The following is a 16,154-nucleotide window of genomic DNA, read 5'->3' on the forward strand; positions in this document are numbered from 1 at the left end:
CCCCGCCACCGACATCGGCCGACGGCGCGTCCCCAGGTCTGCCCGAGACGCCGCCGTCCGGCAGAGCACGGCCGCGACGACCCTCGGGCCGCGCCCACCGTACGTGCGCACCGCGCGCGTGTACCGCCGACCTCGGCCCCCGGGTCGAGTTGACACATCCGGCGTTCTCGGCGGGGTGTGGACAACCTGTGGACCGGGTGGGGACAACGCCGGGACTTGCGTGTGGACGACACACCGGCTCTGTCCCCACAGGTGTGGACAACCTGGGGACAACGCTCCCAGAATGCCGAGATTGCAACGATTCGGCCTGTGGGGATCCGTCCGGCGCACGTGTGCGTAAAACTCGCTGATCCGACACGCCGAGAGGGTCGCCTGGGGATGACCGCAGCTCGTCGCCACCGCCGTCCCCACCGCCGCGCGGACGCTCAGGCGCGCTGTCGGACCCCCGTGACACCCTGGCGAAGTGCCAGAACGCGAGCCCACCCTCGACCGCCGCATCCTCGCGCTCGCGGTCCCCGCCCTCGGCGCGCTCGTGGCCGAACCCCTCTTCGTCCTCGTCGACTCGGCGATGGTCGGCCACCTCGGCACCGCCGAGCTCGCCGGCCTCACCCTCGCCTCGACGCTGCTGATCACCGCCGTCGGGCTCTTCGTCTTCCTCGCCTACGCCACCACCGCGAGCGTCGGCCGGCTGCTCGGCGCCGGCCAGGAGCGCCGCGCCCTGGCGTCCGGGATCGACGGGATGTGGCTCGCGCTCGCCGTCGGGCTCGCCGTCGCCGCCCTCGGCATCCTGCTCGCCCCCTGGGCGATCGGCGCGCTCGGCGGCACGGGCGAGGTGCACACCCACGGTGTCACCTACCTCCGCACCAGCCTGCCCGGACTCCCCGGCATGCTCGTGGTCCTCGCCGCCACCGGCGTCCTGCGCGGCATGCTCGACACGCGCACGCCGCTCGTGGTGGCGGGTGTCGGCGCCGTCGCGAACGCCGCCCTCAACGCCCTGTTCATCTACGGCTTCGGCTGGGGCATCGGCGGGTCCGGGGCCGGGACGGCGATCGTCCAGATCGCGATGGCGCTCGTCCTCGCGCGCGTGGTGGTCCGTGGCGCCCGCGCTCGCGGCGTCCCGCTCGCTCCCTCCCTCGGCGGTCTCGGCCAGGGCCTGCGCGACGGCGCACCCCTGTTCCTGCGCACCCTCACCCTGCGCATCGCCGTCCTCCTGACCGTCGCCACCGCAGCGACGCTCGGCGACGTCCCGCTCGCCGCCCACCAGATCGTCAACTCGCTGTGGGGCTTCGCCGCCTTCGCGCTCGACGCGCTCGCGATCGCCGCGCAGGCCCTCGTGGGCCGGTCGCTCGGCGCGAGCGACCGGGCGAGCGCCCGCGCCGTGCTCCGCCGCACGCTGCAGTGGGGCGCGGGTGCGGGAGCCGCGCTCGGCGTCGTGCTCGCCGCGCTCGCCGTCCCCCTCGCCGCCGCCTTCACGCCCGACGGCGACGTCCGCCGCGCCGCGACCGCCGGCATCCTCGTGATCGCGGTCGCGATGCCGCTGGCCGGCCTCGTCTTCGTGCTCGACGGCGTCCTCATCGGCGCGGGTGACGGCCCCTTCCTCGCCTGGGCCGGCGTCGTGAGCCTGGTGGCCTACCTCCCGTTCGTCGCGGCCGTGCAGCAGCTCGCGCCACGCGGCGGGAGCGCCGCCGTCGTGTGGCTGTGGGTCGCGTTCGGTGTCGTCTTCATGCTCGCGCGCGGCGCGGCGACCGGGCTGCGCTCGCGCGGGGAGCGCTGGCTGGTGCTCGGCGCGCGCTGAGCCGCGCCGAGCGCCGCCGTCCCAGCCCCGCCGTCGCGTCCCCGCTGACGGCGCACGCGCCGATCCCACGGGCGCACCCCCACCGGACCCCGTCCACCCGCGGGGGGACACGACGTCGCGACCCCGGGCCGATCTCGCGCGCGGTCGCCGTCCCTAGCGTCGAGGCATGACCACATCCGCGCCAGGCGCCCCCACCCCCTCCTCACCCGCTCCCGGCACGCCCGCAGCCCCCGCCGTCCCTGCTGTCAGGGGCGTCGGCCTCCGCAAGACCTACGGACGCGGCGACGCCCAGGTCCACGCGCTCGACGGCGTCGACGTCGCCTTCGCCCGCGGCGAGTTCACCGCCATCATGGGTGCCTCCGGCTCCGGCAAGTCCACCCTCCTGCACCTCCTCGCCGGGCTCGACGCCGCGAGCGCCGGCCAGGTGTTCCTCGGCGACACGGAGCTCACCGCCCTGGGCGACGACGCGCTCACCCGTCTGCGCCGGCAGCGCGTCGGCTTCGTCTTCCAGTCCTTCAACCTGCTGCCGATGTTCACGGCCGAGCAGAACATCCTGCTGCCGCTCGAGCTCGCCGGCGTGCGCGCGACCACCGACGTCCGCTCGTGGTTCGACCGCCTCGTCGACACCCTCGGTCTGCGCCAGCGCCTCACGCACCGGCCGAGCGAGCTGTCGGGGGCCAGCAGCAGCGCGTCGCGATCGCCCGCGCGCTCCTGACGCGGCCCGACGTGGTCTTCGCCGACGAACCCACCGGCAACCTCGACTCGCGCAGCGGCGCCGAGGTGCTCGAGTTCCTGCGCACGTCCGTGCGCGAGCTGGGCCAGACCGTCGTGATGGTCACGCACGACGCCCAGGCCGCCGCCTACGCCGACCGTGCCGTGCTCGTCGCCGACGGTCGCATCGCGGGCGACGTCGCGCGCCCCACCCCCGAGGTCGTGCAGGCCGAGCTCGACCGCCTCCGCCACGCCTCGCTCGCCTCACCCGCGTCCACGCCGTCGCGCGGGGTCGGCGCCCCTCCCGCACCCGCGCAGCGCGCCGAGGTCCGCTGATGTGGCGGCTCACCTGGGCGCAGATGCGCCGCAACGTCGGCAAGCTGATCGCCGTCGGGATCGCGATCGCCCTCGGCACGGGATTCATCACGGCCACGTTCGTCACGACGAACGCGGTGGAGCAGACGGCGCTGGCCGCCGCGACGGCGCAGACCGGTGACCCCGACCTCGTCGTCTCCTCGAGCTCCTACGCCCTCGACGACGCCTCGCGCGACGCCATCGCGGCGGTCGACGGCGTCGCCGCGTCCCAGGCGTGGACCAACACGTTCCGGGAGGTCGCGACGGCGTCGGGCCAGGAGGTGCTGATGCTCAACCCGCCGGCCGCGGACGACCGGCTCGGGAACACGACGCTGCTCGAGGGCGCCGCGCCGTCGGCACCCGGCGAGATCGCCCTCCCCACCGGGACGGCGGACCGCCTCGGCGTGGAGATCGGCGGGAGCGTCGACCTCGTCTCGACGGTGTGGTCGGCGGACGGCAGCTCGTCGGAGCGCGTCACCGAGCCGGTCACGGTGGTCGGCCTCCTCGCGGACGGTACGGGCTTCGGTTTCGGGATGCCGTCCGGACTGGCCGACCAGGCCGACCTGACCCGGTGGCGCGCCGCCGACGGCGAGGCCAGCTACTCCTCCTCACCCTCACGGTCGACGACGGCGCCGATCCCGCCGCCGTGCGCGACGCCGTCGCGCAGGTGATCGCCGACGTCGTCCCGGACGCCGCCGCAGGGGGTGACGGCACCACGGTCGTCACCGCGCAGCAGCACGCGGCCGACGTGGCGGCGGAGCTCACGGGGGCGTCCAGATCTTCCGCGGCCTCATCCTGGCGTTCGCGGCCGTCGCGATGGCGGTGGCCGGCATCGTCATCGCGAACACGTTCACGGTCCTGGTCGCCCAGCGGACCCGGACGCTCGCGCTGCTGCGGTGCGTCGGCGCGACCAAGGCGCAGGTGCGCCGGTCGGTGCGCCTGGAGGCGCTCGTGCTCGGTGTCGTGGCCTCGCTCGCGGGGATCGGCGTGGGTCTGGGCATCGGCCAGGTCGCGCTCAGCGTGATCGGTCGCCGGGCCGAGGGCGTCCCCGCGCCGACGACGGTGCCGATCGACGTCGCGACCATCCTGGTCCCGCTCGTGGTCGGGATCCTCGTCACGGTCGTCTCCGCCAGCGGCGCGTCCAGGCTGGCGACGTCGGTGGCGCCGCTCGCCGCGATGCGTCCGGTCGACGCGGTGGTCAGCGAGCGCAGCAGGCGCCTGCGGCCGATCATCGGCTGGATCCTCACGGGTGGCGGGCTCGCGCTCATGGTGGGCGCGCTCGCCCTGTCGCTCGCCTCCGGGGAGGGCGGCGGGACGTTCGAGCTGACGCTCCTGGCGGGCGTGCTCGGCGGGATCGTCTCGATCGTCGGCGTCGTGATGGCGGCGATCACGATCGTCCCGGCCCTCGGCCGCGTCATCGGTCGCCTGGCCGCACGGGTGGGCGGGGCCCCGGGCCGGCTGGCCGCGACGAACGCGGTGCGCAACCCCCGCCGTGTCACGTCGACCGCGACGGCGCTGCTGGTCGGCGTCGCGCTCGTCACCATGATGTCGACCGGTGCCGCGATGGCGCGCGAGCAGATGGGGCGCGAGCTCGACGAGCAGTTCGCGATCGACGTCGTGGTGGGTGCCGACAGCCTGTCCCCCGCGACGGTGGACGCGGTGAGCGACGTCGACGGCGTCGCCGCAACCCTCCTCGTCACGGGCGGGCAGCTGGACGTCACCACGCCGAACCGGTCCGCGATCGCCACCGTGTTCGTGGCCGATCCCGCTCGGATCGGTGAGGTGCTCGCGACCGCTCCGTCCGACTGGGACGGGTCGACGGTGCTGGCGGACGGGTACCTGCTCGACGCCGACGGTCCGGTGACGCTGGCGGACGGCACGTCGCTCGACGGCGCGTACCTGCCCGGTCTGCCGGACTACTCCGTGCTGGTCTCGCCGCAGGTCGCGGCGGGTCTCGACATCGACTCGCCCGCCGAGTCGCTGTGGATCGCCCTGGCCGACGGCGCGGACCCGGTCGCGGCGGCGTCGGCGATCCGGGACGCCGTCAGCGAGACGACCGCGGGGACCGACGCCGCGGCCCCCAGGTCTCCGGCGGAGCGATCGAGAAGGCCGGCTTCACGCAGGTGCTCGACGCGCTGCTGGCCGTGATCATCGGGCTGCTGGGCGTCGCCGTCGTGATCGCGCTCATCGGGGTGGCGAACACGCTGTCGCTGTCGGTCCTCGAGCGGCGGCGCGAGAACGCGCTGCTGCGCGCGCTCGGCCTGACCCGGCGCCAGCTGCGCTCGACGCTCGCGATCGAGGGGGTGCTGCTCGCCGTCGTCGGCGCGGTGGTCGGTCTGGTGCTGGGACTCCTCTACGGCTGGATCGGGGCGTTCCTGATGCTGGGCTCGACGACGGGGATGGGGCTCTCCGCGCTGACGGTCCCGTGGGGCGCGGTGCTGGCGGTCCTCGCGGTGGCCGTGACGGCGGGCGTGCTCGCCTCGGTCCTTCCGGCCCGCGGCGCGGCCCGCATCCCCCGGTGGCGGCCCTCGCCGCCGACTGAGGGGCAAGCGCCTCACAGGCGCGGCCGACCCGCCCGTTACCAGCCCGGCCGGCCTGCCCGGTACCGGCCCCACCCACAGCTGAGAATGCGGGTGGCTGCTCTATCAGCGCGATAGAGCAGTCACCCGCATGGTCGGTCTCGACTCGACGGCCCACCCGGAACCGAGAATGCGCCTGACTGCCGAACCGGCTCGATTCAGCAGTCAGGCGCATGGTCGTATCCCCGACGGCGGTATTGCTGGCCGCGCAGACGGTCACGCGGCGGCCCTGGTGAGTGCTCGCATCGTCCGTCGCACCTCGAGCGGGAGCAGTCCGCGCCGGAGATCTTCGGCGTCGTAGCGGAGGACGACCGTCCGCTCCCCCACCATCCAGTTCTGCCGTCGGCGGTCGAGGCGGCTCGACGTCGGGCGGTCGTGGATGCTCACCCCGTCGATCTCGACGACGAGCCATCGTCCGTCCGGCAGCCGCCAGGCGAGATCACCACGTGCGCGGACGCTGCCGTCGACGTCGAGCAACGGGAGCTGCAAGGTGGTCGGTGGAATGCCCGCGTCGACGCACTGGAGGCGTGCCCACGTCTCCAGGAAGGACTCGGCCCGCCCGTCGGCGAGCACGCCCCACTCCCGCAACCGGGCGACGCCGCGATGACCGGCCGCGCGGACCACGAGCTCGTCGACCGATCGGAGATGGCCCCGGTTCAGCGCCCAGTCGAGAACGGCCACGAGGTGCAACCGGTCGAGGTGCGGCAGTGCCTGCACGACGGCGTCCAGCACCACCGCCGCCAGTCTTCCACCGGCCGTCGTGACCGCGAAGTGGTCGTTCTGCGCACCACCGCGACCTCGCCGACGACTCCGCCGCACCGCTCGAGCGCGCCAGATGCGTGGCAGCGCCCAGCAGCCGTGGAGGCGTAGGGCAGCGAGACCGACCGCGACAGCCCCGTCACCCGACGCGAGCAGCGCGATCTCCACCTCTCGCCGCTCGCGCTCGGCGATGGTCCTCTCGAGGTAGGGCTCGACGTCGAGCACGCCCGGTGACGGCTGCGACCAGACGCCCTGGTCCAACCGTCGGCGGCGGGCGCGGTGGTCGAGATGTCCCACCTCGCACTGGTGCACCGTCAGAAGTCCGCACTGGGCGCGCGCCAGCGCGGCGAGAGTCGGGGTGAGCGGAGCGAGGTGGCGTCCCATGATGGAACTGTGCCGCCGACTGACCGGTGCAACCGCCGTCGTCCACAGGCACGCGCAATCAAGTGACGCAGCGCAGCTCTGGGGACAGTCGGAGTACGCACTCGACGAGGACTGAACGACCTCTCTCGACGCCGGCAGACTCGCTCACCCGCGCCCACCGTCGAGCCGGAAGGACAACGCGATCGTCGCCCGGCCCTCCCGTGCCCGTCGGCGAACATGCGTGGCACAACTGAATTCGCCGCGTTCAGCAGTCACCTGCATGGTCGCCCTCCCGACCCATCGGCGAGCATGCACACGACTGCCCTATCGACGCGATACGGCAGTCACACGCATTCTCGGCGACCAGCGTCACGGATGAGCGACCCGCGGACCGAGGCCCCGAGGCGCCGAGGCCGGGACGCGTAGCGGCCCGGCTCCACGTCGGGAGCCGGGCCGCTGCGGGCGGTGCGCCCCGCGGGGGCGCAGCCGGAGGTCAGTCGCGCGCGGCGACGACCTCCACGGTCACCTTCGCGGCGACCTCGTCGTGCAGGTGCACGACGACCTGGTGCTTGCCGAGGGTCTTGATGTGACCCTTCGCCTCGATCTTGCGGCGGTCGACGGCGGGGCCACCGGACGCCTTGACGGCGTCGGCGATGTCCTTGGTCGTGACCGCACCGAAGAGACGGCCGCCGGCGCCGGAGCGCGCGGGGACGGAGAAGGTCTTCGACTCGAGCGAGTCGCGGACCGCCGAGGCGGCCTCGACCGTCGCGTGCGCACGCTTGGCGCGCGCGGCGCGGATCGCCTCGACCTCCTTGGCGGCACCCTTGGTCCAGCCGGTGGCCAGACCGCGGGGGACGAGGTAGTTACGGGCGTACCCGTCCTTGACCTCGACGACGTCGCCGGGCGCACCCAGACCGGTCACCTCGTGCGTGAGGATCAGCTTTGCCATGGTCTTCTCTCCTGATCAGCGAGCGGAGCTCGAGTAGGGGAGCAGAGCCATCTCGCGGGCGTTCTTCACTGCCCGGGCGATCTTGCGCTGGTCCTGCACGGAGACACCGGTCACGCGGCGCGCGCGGATCTTGCCGCGGTCCGAGATGAACTTGCGCAGCAGAACGGTGTCCTTGTAGTCGACCGCACCCTCGAGCTTGACGCTCTTGAGCGGGCTGACCTTCTTCTTCGGCTTGCGAAGGACGGGCTTCGCCATGATTTTCTCCTTCGGTGATCAGTCCGGCGCGAGGGCGCCAGGACCGGTGATGTCTAGAACGGGGGCTCGTCCGAGTAGGAGCTGGAGCCACCCGAGGCCCACGGGTCGTCGTTGTTCGAGCCACCGCCCGAACCGCCCCGCGAACCTCCCGACTGCTCGCCGTAGCCGCCACCGTTGCCGCCGCCGCTGTAACCGCCGCCGCCCCCACCGGAGAAGCCGCCACCGCCGCCGCCACCGCGCTGGGCGCGGGTGACCTTGGCCGTGGCGTACCGCAGCGAGGGGCCGATCTCGTCGACCTGGAGCTCGACGACGGTGCGCTTCTCACCCTCACGGGTCTCGTAGGAGCGCTGGACCAGGCGGCCGGTGGCCACCACGCGGGTTCCCTTGGTGAGGGACTCCGCCACGTTCTCCGCGGCCTCGCGCCAGATCGAGCAGCGCATGAACAGCGTGTCGCCGTCCTTCCACTCGTTGCTCTGACGGTCGAACGTGCGGGGCGTGGACGCGATCGTGAAGTTCGCGACTGCCGCGCCGCTGGGCGTGAAGCGCAGCTCGGGGTCAGCCGTGAGGTTGCCGATCACGGTGATGACGGTCTCGCCTGCCATGGATGCTCCTGGAGGTGTGAAGTGTCAGACGTGCGGTGGCGCGCAGGGCGTCGCGGTGAGCGTCGCTCGGCGAGCCGGTGGCTCAGTGAGCGTCGGGACGCAGCAGCTTGGTGCGCAGGACGGCCTCGTTGAGGCCGAGCTGGCGGTCGAGCTCCTGGGCGAGCTCGGGCGTGGCCGTCATGTTGACGACGGCGTAGATGCCCTCGGCGCGCTTGGAGATCTCGAACGCGAGACGGCGCTTGCCCCAGATGTCGACCTTGTCGACGGAGCCACCACCGGTCGTGATCACGGAAAGGAACTTCTCGAGCGACGGAGCGACGGTGCGCTCGTCGACCTCGGGGTCGAGGATCAACATCAACTCGTACTGACGCATTCGATACCCACCTCCTCTGGTCTGGACGGTCACGGACTCTCCGTGACAGGAGGGTGATGCGTTGGTCCGTGCGCCATCGCCCCGGGTCGGGGTGGTGAGCACGCGGACGTCAGATCGTACCAGGGCGCAGCGCCCTCAGGAGGTCGGCGACGGCGCAGGTGTGGGCGAGGGTGCCGGCGTCGGGGTCGGCTGCGGCGTGGGTGTGGGCGACGGCGACGGCGGAGCGGTCGTCGGCTCCTGGGTCGGTTCCTGAGTCGGCTCCGGAGTCGGCTCCTGGGTGGGCTCCGGCTCCGGCTCCGGCTCCTCCGTGGGCTCCGGCTCGGCAGCCGGCCCCGTCGAGACGACGATCGTCACCGTCGAGCCCACCGCGGCCTGCCCACCCCCGGGCTCGCTCCGGATCACCTGACCGGCGGCGACGTCGTCGGACTCCTCGTTCCTGGTCGCGACGGCGAAGCCCGCCGCCTCGAGCGCGGCCCGCGCCTCGCCCTCGCCCAGCCCGGCCACCGCCGGGACGTCGACGGTCTCGGGCTCGGTCTGCGTGGGCGTCGGGGTCGGGGTGGGCGTCGGCCGCACGGGCGCGCTGCGCGCCGGGAACTCGAGCACCTCCATCCCCTCCGTGGCCTTCTCCATGTAGCTCGTCCACAGGTCGGTCGGCACCGTGCCGCCCGCGACGACGCTGTAGCCGCCGAACGGCGTGATGGGGTCCTCCGTGCCGTCCGGTCCCGTCTGGTACATCGCGACGACCGTCGCCAGCTGCGGCACGTAGCCGGCGAAGGAGACGCCCTTGTACTCGTTCGACGAGCCGGTCTTGCCGGCGGCGGGACGCCCGAGCTCGCTCGCGGTCTCACCCGACCCGCGCTGCACCACCTGCGTCATGGCGTACGTCGCGTCGGCGGCGACCTGCGGCTCGATGACGCGCTCCGCCGTCGTGTCCCCCTGGTGGACGATCACGCCGTCCTGCAGCACGCGGTCGATGACGTGCGTGGGGCGCTTCTCCCCCTGTGCCGCGAAGGTGGCGAACACCGTGGCCATGTCGATCGCGTGCGGCGACGCGTTGCCGAGCACGTTGGAGAGCACGGGCACGAGGCCGGAGGTGTCGGCCGGGAGGCCGAGCTTGACCGCGGTGTCGACGAGCTTCTGCCCGGGTTCGCCGCCCTCGCTGATGTCGCGGTTGAGCTGCACGTAGGGCGAGTTGACCGAGTCCACCGTCGCCTCGACGAGGTCGATCCGCCCGCGGTCGCGCCGGTCGTAGTTGTTGACGACGTAGCCGTCCACGTCCATCCCCGTGTAGCTGTCGTACCGCTGCTCGAGCGTCATGCCCTCCTCGAGCGCGGCCACGAGCGCGAACGGCTTGAACGTCGAACCGCCCTGGTAGACCGCCTGGGTCGCGCGGTTGAGCGACTCCGTCAGGAAGTCCCGCCCGCCGTACAACGCGCGCACCCCGCCCGTGGCCGGGTCGATCGAGACGAGCGTGGCGCGCAGCCCCTCGGCGTGGTCGTCGGGCAGCTCGTTCTCGATGGTCTCGACGGCGGCGGCCTGCATCCCGGCGTCGAACGTCGTGACCACCTGGAGGCCGAGGCGGTTCAGCTCGTCCTCGGTGAACGGCGCGTCCTCACCCGTGGTGAGCTCGGCGACCGCCATCTGGAGCAGGTAGCCGTTCGTCCCGCCGTAGGTGTCGGGCCGGGCGCTGTCGACAACGGCGGGGAACGTCTGCGCCGCGCGCTCGTCCGCGGTGATCGTGCCGTCGCTCTCCATGAAGTCGAGCGTGCGGTTCCAGCGCGCCTCCGCCTGCTCGGGCGAGACGGCCGGATCCCAGGCGCTCGGCGCCGGGATGATGCCGGCGAGCATGGCGGAGTCCGACAGCGTCATCTCGGCCGCGGGCTTGCCGAAGTACGCCTGGGACGCGGCCTCGACGCCGTACGCGCCGCGCCCGTAGTAGATCGTGTTCATGTAGGCGTCGAGGATCTGCGACTTGTCGAGCTCCTGCTCGACCTTCACGGCCAGGATCGCCTCGCGGAACTTGCCCACGTAGTCGGTGGTGCGGCCGAGGTAGTAGTTCTCGACGTACTGCTGCGTCAGTGTCGAGGCGCCCTGCCGGTCGTTGCCGCGCAGGTTGTTCCACAGCGCCCGCGCGATACCGATCGGGTCGATGCCCGCGTTGGAGTAGAAGCGCCGGTCCTCGGAGGCGACGACGGCGTCACCCACGTGCGCCGGCAGCGTCGTGGTGTCGATGATGGTCCGGTCGACCTCGGCGATCTCCCCGATCGGGGTCGTGCCGTCGGAGAAGTAGATGGTCGAGCCCTCGGCGACGGCGAGCTCGGTCGGCTCCGGCACGTCGGTGGTCGCGTAGGCGACCGCGAACAGCCCGACGACGGCGGCCACGCCCGTCGCGAAGGTCGCGAGCAGCACGCGCCAGCTGGGCAGCCAGCGGCGCACCGGACCGAGGCCGGCGCGCGGGTAGTTCCAGCCCTTCTTCCGCACCGGCCGGCGACGGCGGCGGGCGGCTCCCTTCGCGCTCGTGCCCGCCTTCGCGCCCGTGCCCGCCTTCGCGCCGCGCACCGAGGTGCGCGTGACCGACGGGGTCGGCTTCCTGGACGGGGGCTTGCTCGCTGCCACGGGGGCGTCTCCTTCTCGGCACGGGGACCCGCGGCGCCGACCGACGCGTCGCGGGCCTCTCCAGTATGGCCAGCGGCACCGACACGGCGGCCGCTCCTGGGGACGGTTGCGCGGACTCCGCCGCAAGGGTTCACGACTTCAGCACAACCGGCACGAGGTGCGCCCCGCCGACGTGACCCTGCTCACCCGGGCCCGACGCACGCGGTGGAGGCGTTGACTCGCCCCGCGCCCCGATGTATCAATGCGATACATCGAACGACCGTGACGTTCCGATGCATCGACCCCGAGACGAGAGAGGTGGCAGCCGTGGCGCGCAGACGCAGCGACGTGCTGGACCTCGCGATCCTCGGTCGCCTCGCGAGCGGACCGCTGCACGGCTACGAGCTGCGCAAGCGCCTCGCCGCCACGCTCGGACCGTTCCGGAGCCTGTCCTTCGGCTCGCTCTACCCGCGGCTGCGCGCCCTGCAGCAGGTCGGCTGGATCACGTCGGCCGACACGGCGGACCTCCCGCACGCGCTCGCCAGCAAGCGTTCTCGCGTGAGCTACGAGCTGACCGCCGCCGGCAAGGAGCACCTCGCCCAGGCGCTCACGGCGAGCGACCCGGCGGCGTGGGACGACGACGTCTTCGACGTCCGGTTCTCGATGTTCGGCGCCACCGACCCCCAGACCCGGCTGCGCATCCTCGAGGGCAGGCGCACGCGCGTGCTCGAGCGGCGCGAGGCCACCCGGGCCGCCGCCGCGCGCAACCGCGAGCGCCGCGACTCCTACACCGCGGAGCTCCAGCGCCACGGGCTGGAGATCCTCGACACGGAGGTCGGCTGGCTCGAGCGGCTGATCGCCACCGAGCGCGCCGCGACCTCCTCGACCACCCCACCCACCACCGCGCGGCCCCCGGTCGCGGCGGACGAACCGGCGGGATCACCCCCGCCGGAACCACCCCCAGAAGGAGAACCGATGAGTTCCATCCGCGTCGCGATCGCCGGCGTCGGGAACTGCGCGAGCTCGCTCGTGCAGGGCGTCGAGTACTACAAGGACGCCGACCCGAGCAGCAAGGTGCCCGGCCTCATGCACGTGCAGTTCGGCGAGTACCACGTGGGGGACCTCGAGTTCGTCGCCGCGTTCGACGTCGACGCCAAGAAGGTCGGCCAGGACCTCTCGGCCGCGATCGTCAGCAGCGAGAACAACACGATCAAGATCTCCGACGTGCCGCCCTCCGGCGTGCAGGTCCAGCGCGGTCCGACCCTGGACGGTCTCGGCAAGTACTACCGCGAGACCATCGAGGAGTCCACGGACGAGGTCGTCGACGTCGTCTCCGTGCTGCGCGAGACGCAGGCCGACGTGCTGGTGTGCTACCTCCCCGTCGGGTCCGAGGACGCCGCGAAGTTCTACGCGCAGGCCGCGATCGACGCCGGTGTGGCGTTCGTGAACGCCCTGCCCGTCTTCATCGCCGGCACGCCCGAGTGGGCCGACAAGTTCACCGCGGCCGGCGTGCCGATCGTCGGTGACGACATCAAGTCCCAGGTCGGGGCGACCATCACGCACCGCGTGCTCGCCCGCCTGTTCGAGGACCGCGGCGTCATCCTGGACCGCACGTACCAGCTGAACGTCGGCGGCAACATGGACTTCAAGAACATGCTCGAGCGCGACCGCCTCGAGTCGAAGAAGATCTCCAAGACGCAGGCCGTCACCTCCAACCTCACCGACGCCGCGTTCGCCGGCAAGACCGAGGACCGCAACGTCCACATCGGCCCGAGCGACTACGTCGCGTGGCTCGACGACCGCAAGTGGGCCTACGTCCGCATGGAGGGTCGCGCGTTCGGCGACGCCCCGCTCAACATGGAGTACAAGCTCGAGGTCTGGGACTCGCCCAACTCGGCCGGCGTCATCATCGACGCCGTGCGCGCCGCGAAGATCGCGAAGGACCGCGGTGTGGGTGGCCCCATCACCTCCGCCTCGGCGTACTTCATGAAGTCGCCGCCGGAGCAGATCGAGGACGGCGCCGCGCGCCGCCAGCTCGAGGCGTTCATCGCGGGCGACGTCGAGCGCTGAGAACCGCCTGAGCCGCACCTCGGCCCGAGCCGTACCTCGGGCCGACCATGCGCTGGGCTGCCGTATCGCACCGATACGGCAGCCCAGCGCATTCTCGTCTCAGGGCGTGCGCCCGCTCGCCCGCCGACCATGCGTGTGGCTGCTGAATCGAGGCGTTACAGCAGTCGCGCGCATTCTCGTTCCCGGCTCCGGCTCCGGTTCCGGGTCCGGGTCCCGTCGGGGCGGCGCCGGGCGCTACGGGGTGACGAGCTCCTCGTACAGCACCGACCTCGAACGCGAGCTCATCCGGTAGAACGTGAAGCGCCGACCGCCCCGGGTCCACACCGGCCGCGCCGAGGGCCGCGGATCGTCGCGCTCGCCCAGCACCTCCGCGAGGTGGGCCAGCGACGCCGCGTACCCCTCGTCGTCGGACCTCGTCGACACCCCCGGGGGCCGCGCACCCGGATCGAGGAAGAAGTGGGCCCGCACCCGCCCGTCATCGAAGAGCCGGGCCGAGGTGCTGTGCACGAGACCGGCCGGTCGCGGCCAGAACCCGGTCTCCTTGCGCTCGGCGCCGGCGTCGGCGAACCCGTGCGCGAGGAGCCAGGGCACGCCGTCGGCTCCCGCCAGGAAGTCGGCGGCCGCCGCACGCACCTGCTCGAGCGACACCTTCGCGTGCAGCGACACCCACAGCGACCCGCGCGCCACGCACACGCCTGCGTCGTAGGAGCCCAGGTCCCAGTGCTTGTCGGACCCGACCGCCTTCCCGACGGCGCGGGAGCACGCCAGGCGGACGCGCTTCAACAGCGCATCGACGTCCTCGACGCCGTCGAGCGGCACCTCGAGCTCGACGCGCGGCGGCTCGCCCCGCGTCAGCGTCGGCAGCCCGACGTCGGCGAGCGCGGCCTCCAGCTCCCCCACCGTCGCGAGCGCGTCGCGCCAGATCGTCGTCAGCAGCGCCGGCACCGTCGTCGGCAGGTCCTCGGGAGCACTCACCCGCCGCACGCTAGCCGCCCGGGGTGGTCGGCGGGTGGATCGAGGCGCCCGACGGCGTCGATCGATCCCGAGCGCTCAGCCCCACCTCAGGCCGAGCATGCGCGTGACTGCTGAATCGCGTCGATACGGCAGCCCAGCGCATTCTCGTCACGGATCGCGCACCCGCACCCCCGGCGACCATGCACGTGACTGCTGATTCGGGTCGATACAGCAGTCAGGCGCATTCTCGATTGAGCCGAGGGAGAGGCGCCCGACGGCGTCACTCGCCCTCGCGCGCCGCCCACCAGGAGCGCAGCTCCGCCTCGGCGCGCTCGGCCCCGAGCGGCCCCTCCTCCATCCGGAGCGCGAGCAGGTGCTTGTAGGCGGCCCCGACCTCGCGCCCCGGCCCGATCCCCAGGATCGCCATGATCGCCGTGCCGTCGAGGTCGGGCCGGATGGCGTCGATCTCCTCCTGCTCGCGGAGCTCGGCGATCCGCCTCTCGAGGTCGTCGTAGGCGTGGCTGAGCCGCTCGGCCTTCTTCCGGTTCCGCGTGGTGCAGTCGGCGCGCGTGAGCCGGTGCAGCCGCTCCAGCAGCGGTCCGGCGTCGGTGACGTACCGCCGCACCGCCGAGTCGGTCCAGCCGGCCTCGCCGTAACCGTGGAAGCGCAGGTGCAGCGCGATGAGCTCGGAGACCTGCGCCACCGTGCCCTTGTCGAACCGCAGCGCCTTCAGCCGCCGGCGCGCGAGCTTGGCGCCGACGATCTCGTGGTGGTGGAACGAGACGCGCCCGCCGCTCTCGTTGCGCCGCGTGTCCGGCTTGCCGATGTCGTGCAGCAGCGCCGCGAGCCGCAGCACCAGGTCGGGGCCGGGGACCGCGCCGTCGGCGGGCGTCTCGAGCGCGATCGCCTGGTCGAGCACCGTGAGCGAGTGGGTGTAGACGTCCTTGTGCCGGTGGTGCTCGTCGATCTCGAGACGCATGGCGGGCACCTCGGGCAGCACGACGTCGGCCACCCCCGTCTCCACGAGCAGCTCGATCCCGCGGCGCGGCGCGGGCGCGAGCAGCGTCTTGACCAGCTCGGCCTGCACCCGCTCGGCCGAGACGATCTCCAGCCGCGGCGCGAGCTCGGTCATCGCCGTCATCACGCCCGGCTCGACGTCGAGCCCCAGCTGCGCGGCGAAGCGCGCCGCGCGCAGGATCCGCAGCGGGTCCTCGTCGAAGGACTGCTGCGGCGACGCGGGCGTGTTCAGCACGCCGGCGGCGAGGTCGGCCAGGCCGCCCCACGGGTCCACGAACGTCAGGTCGGGCAGCCGCACCGCCATCGCGTTGACCCGGAAGTCACGCCGCTCGAGGTCGCCCTCGAGGGTGTCGCCGAACGCGACGACGGGCTTGCGCGAGCCCTCGTCGTACGCCTCGGTGCGGTAGGTCGTGATCTCCACGACGACGTCGCCCCGCCGCCCCGCGATCGTCCCGAAGTCGCGCCCGACGTCCCAGGTGGCGTCAGCCCACTCCGCCAGGATCGCCTCGGTCTGCTCGGGCCGCGCGCTCGTGGTGAAGTCGAGGTCGGCGCTGCGGCGCCCCAGGAACGCGTCGCGCACGGGACCGCCCACGAGGGCCAGCTCGTGACCGGCGGCGGCGAACATCGGACCCAGCGGATCGGTCTCCGAGGCGATGGTGGCCAGCACCGACAGGGCGGTGCGCATGAGGTGGGCCGGGGTGGCGGCGGAGGGGGCGGTGGGAGGGGCGGGAGCCTGCATGGTCCCCAGGTTCCCATGCCGCCTGACTTAGGGTGGTGG

Annotated in this window: 13 protein-coding genes and 2 pseudogenes; 7 read left to right on the forward strand and 8 right to left on the reverse strand. The window is 72.9% G+C overall.

From position 1 onward, the window contains the following. The first annotated feature begins 463 nt into the window (after positions 1 to 463). The 5 genes and pseudogenes from QQK22_RS14905 (at position 464) to QQK22_RS14925 (ending at position 5,517) form a co-directional block, all read left to right on the forward strand. On the forward strand, positions 464 to 1,795 hold the full coding sequence (locus QQK22_RS14905) for an MATE family efflux transporter (RefSeq protein ID WP_284251746.1): 1,332 nt from the start codon (positions 464 to 466) through the stop codon (positions 1,793 to 1,795). A gap of 166 nt (positions 1,796 to 1,961) precedes the next feature. Further along, positions 1,962 to 2,842: pseudogene (locus QQK22_RS14910) on the forward strand (ABC transporter ATP-binding protein). Beyond that, a complete protein-coding gene (locus QQK22_RS14915) occupies positions 2,842 to 3,531 on the forward strand; it encodes an ABC transporter permease (protein ID WP_284251747.1) in 690 nt (229 codons plus the stop codon). The pseudogene QQK22_RS14910 and the gene QQK22_RS14915 overlap by 1 nt, the downstream one beginning before the upstream one ends. Positions 3,532 to 3,655: 124 nt before the next feature. Beyond that, positions 3,656 to 5,008, forward strand: coding sequence for an FtsX-like permease family protein (locus QQK22_RS14920; RefSeq protein WP_348525653.1), 1,353 nt, complete (start codon positions 3,656 to 3,658; stop codon positions 5,006 to 5,008). Further along, positions 4,984 to 5,517 (forward strand): FtsX-like permease family protein, encoded by a 534-nt coding sequence (locus QQK22_RS14925; protein ID WP_284251750.1) that lies wholly within the window; start codon positions 4,984 to 4,986, stop codon positions 5,515 to 5,517. Before QQK22_RS14920 ends, QQK22_RS14925 begins: the two co-directional genes overlap by 25 nt. A 138-nt stretch (positions 5,518 to 5,655) precedes the next feature. Here the strand turns inward: QQK22_RS14925 and QQK22_RS14930 are convergent, their stop codons facing one another. The 6 genes from QQK22_RS14930 to QQK22_RS14955 all read right to left on the reverse strand — a co-directional run bounded on the left by QQK22_RS14930 (position 5,656) and on the right by QQK22_RS14955 (position 11,356). Continuing rightward, complete coding sequence (locus QQK22_RS14930) at positions 5,656 to 6,582, reverse strand: PDDEXK family nuclease (protein ID WP_284251751.1); 927 nt, start codon at positions 6,580 to 6,582, stop codon at positions 5,656 to 5,658. Positions 6,583 to 7,054: 472 nt separating this feature from the next. Beyond that, positions 7,055 to 7,510, reverse strand: coding sequence for a 50S ribosomal protein L9 (gene rplI, locus QQK22_RS14935; protein WP_284251752.1), 456 nt, complete (start codon positions 7,508 to 7,510; stop codon positions 7,055 to 7,057). 15 nt (positions 7,511 to 7,525) lie between these two features. After that, a complete protein-coding gene (gene rpsR / locus QQK22_RS14940; RefSeq protein WP_135849090.1) occupies positions 7,526 to 7,765 on the reverse strand; it encodes a 30S ribosomal protein S18 in 240 nt (79 codons plus the stop codon). Positions 7,766 to 7,818: 53 nt separating this feature from the next. After that, positions 7,819 to 8,367, reverse strand: coding sequence for a single-stranded DNA-binding protein (locus QQK22_RS14945; protein WP_284251753.1), 549 nt, complete (start codon positions 8,365 to 8,367; stop codon positions 7,819 to 7,821). An 82-nt stretch (positions 8,368 to 8,449) separates the two neighbouring features. Beyond that, a complete protein-coding gene (rpsF, locus tag QQK22_RS14950; RefSeq protein ID WP_284251754.1) occupies positions 8,450 to 8,740 on the reverse strand; it encodes a 30S ribosomal protein S6 in 291 nt (96 codons plus the stop codon). A gap of 135 nt (positions 8,741 to 8,875) precedes the next feature. Beyond that, entirely contained in the window at positions 8,876 to 11,356 is a 2,481-nt protein-coding gene (locus QQK22_RS14955) for a penicillin-binding protein (protein WP_284251756.1), read from the reverse strand. Positions 11,357 to 11,683: 327 nt separating this feature from the next. Between QQK22_RS14955 and QQK22_RS14960 the strand changes: the two are divergent. Next, a pseudogene (locus QQK22_RS14960) lies at positions 11,684 to 11,923 on the forward strand (PadR family transcriptional regulator); the annotation flags it as partial. A gap of 387 nt (positions 11,924 to 12,310) precedes the next feature. Continuing rightward, the gene (locus QQK22_RS14965) at positions 12,311 to 13,405 is read left to right on the forward strand and encodes an inositol-3-phosphate synthase (RefSeq protein ID WP_284252779.1); all 1,095 of its coding nucleotides are present in this window, start codon (positions 12,311 to 12,313) and stop codon (positions 13,403 to 13,405) included. Positions 13,406 to 13,639: 234 nt separating this feature from the next. Here the strand turns inward: QQK22_RS14965 and QQK22_RS14970 are convergent, their stop codons facing one another. Then, the gene (locus QQK22_RS14970; protein ID WP_284251757.1) at positions 13,640 to 14,380 is read right to left on the reverse strand and encodes a hypothetical protein; all 741 of its coding nucleotides are present in this window, start codon (positions 14,378 to 14,380) and stop codon (positions 13,640 to 13,642) included. A gap of 259 nt (positions 14,381 to 14,639) precedes the next feature. Further along, on the reverse strand, positions 14,640 to 16,115 hold the full coding sequence (locus QQK22_RS14975) for a CCA tRNA nucleotidyltransferase (protein ID WP_284251758.1): 1,476 nt from the start codon (positions 16,113 to 16,115) through the stop codon (positions 14,640 to 14,642). Positions 16,116 to 16,154 lie beyond the last annotated feature (39 nt).

This window comes from Litorihabitans aurantiacus (genome assembly GCF_030161595.1).
GTDB lineage: Bacteria > Actinomycetota > Actinomycetes > Actinomycetales > Beutenbergiaceae > Litorihabitans > Litorihabitans aurantiacus.